The 1,549-nt window shown below is 56.1% G+C and carries 2 protein-coding genes; both read left to right on the top strand.

Going from position 1 to position 1,549, the window contains the following annotated elements; all coding sequences use genetic code 11:
* On the top strand, nucleotides 1–593 hold a 593-nt coding region (locus H7U37_RS15875), incomplete at its 5' end, for a CHC2 zinc finger domain-containing protein (RefSeq protein ID WP_243414339.1).
* The coding region (locus H7U37_RS14795; RefSeq protein WP_204876902.1) for a DNA primase family protein at nucleotides 571–1,549 on the top strand (979 nt) is incomplete at its 3' end. The genes H7U37_RS15875 and H7U37_RS14795, both read left to right, overlap by 23 nt.

Genomic DNA, 1,549 nt, shown 5'->3' with positions numbered 1-1,549 from the left:
GGTATTTTTACTGCTTCGGCTGCGGGGCCACCGGCGATGTAATCGACCTTGTGGCGAGGTTATTTGACCTGAGCAGTTACGAAGCAGCGCAGAAGCTGGCACAGGATTTCGGGATTGACCCGGACAAGCCCCCTGCGGCAATCGCCTTACCAAAACCGGAGCGTCCTCTGCTGAAAGCATACCGGCAGGAGGAAGTGCGCTGCCTGCGGGTACTGTGCGATTATCTGCATCTTCTGGAAGGTTGGAAACAGAACTATGCCCCATCCCATCCAGATGAAACTGGGGTCCCCAACGGAACCCAGCAAAGCGGTTCCGTTGGGGAGAGGACGAGCAGCGGAATGAGCGAGCTCTCGCCGCAAGGCGGGAGCGAGGGATATGTAGCTTGTGAGGACGAGGATGACCGGTTTGTGGAAGCCTGCCAGATGCTGGACTATGTGGAGTATCTGGCGGATTTGCTCATTGCCGCCGAGCTGGAACAGCGGGTGAAAATCGTGGAAATGCTGAACAAGGATGGCCTGATCGCCGGTTTGGAGGAACGGCTGGACAGGCTGAAAAAGGAGGATAGCGCCCATGAAAAACAAAACGCAGCTTGACGGGATGCCCGTCTGGTTTGATGGCAAAAGCATAAACGAAGCCCTGTTTTGTGAGGAGTTCTTGCAGACGCACAAGATCATCTTCACAAACGGGGCTTTTTTCACGCCCGAAGGCCGTGTGACCGATGAACTGCCCCTGCGGGGAGAGATTTTTGAGGAGCTGAAATACTGTGCGGTCAGCAACATTCCCCGCAAAATCAGCAACATTGTGGAGCTGATAAAGCTGGCAGCACTGGTGGAGGATTTTCCCCCGGAGCCGGACCGGATTCATCTTTCTAACGGCACACTTTTTCTGGACGGAACCTTTGCGGAGGGAAAGCCGAAAATTGTCCGCAACCGCTTTCCCGTAGCCTACAACCCCTACGCTCCAAAGCCTGTCCTCTGGCTGCAATTTCTGGATGGCCTGCTCTACCCGGAGGACATCCCCACCTTGCAGGAATATATCGGCTACTGCCTGATTCCCAGCAACAAGGGACAGCGGATGATGGTCATTAAGGGCAACGGCGGCGAGGGTAAGAGCCAGATCGGCGCGGTGCTGGCCGCCCTATTCGGCAACAATATGAAGGACGGGAGCATCGGCAAAATCTCAGAGAACCGTTTCGCCCGCGCCGATCTGGAACACATCCTGCTGTGTGTGGACGATGATATGCGAATGGAGGCCCTACGTCAGACCAACTATGTCAAATCCATCGTCACCGCACAGGGCAAGATGGATTTGGAGCGCAAGGGGAAGCAGAGTTATCAGGGCTGGATGTGCGCCCGGCTGCTGGCCTTCTCCAACGGGGATTTGCAGGCCCTGTTTGACCGGAGCGACGGATTTTACCGCCGCCAGCTGGTGCTGACTACAAAAGAAAAACCGGCTGGCCGTGTGGATGATCCTGACCTTGCCGAGAAGATGAAAGCCGAGGTGGAGGGTATTCTGCTGTGGGCTTTTGAGGGATTGCAGCGGCTGGCCG

This window comes from Pseudoflavonifractor phocaeensis (genome assembly GCF_016901735.1).
Classification (GTDB): Bacteria; Bacillota; Clostridia; order Oscillospirales; family Oscillospiraceae; genus Pseudoflavonifractor_A.
The sequence above is the reverse complement of the archived record's forward strand: the minus strand, read 5'-3'. Positions and strand labels throughout refer to the sequence as shown.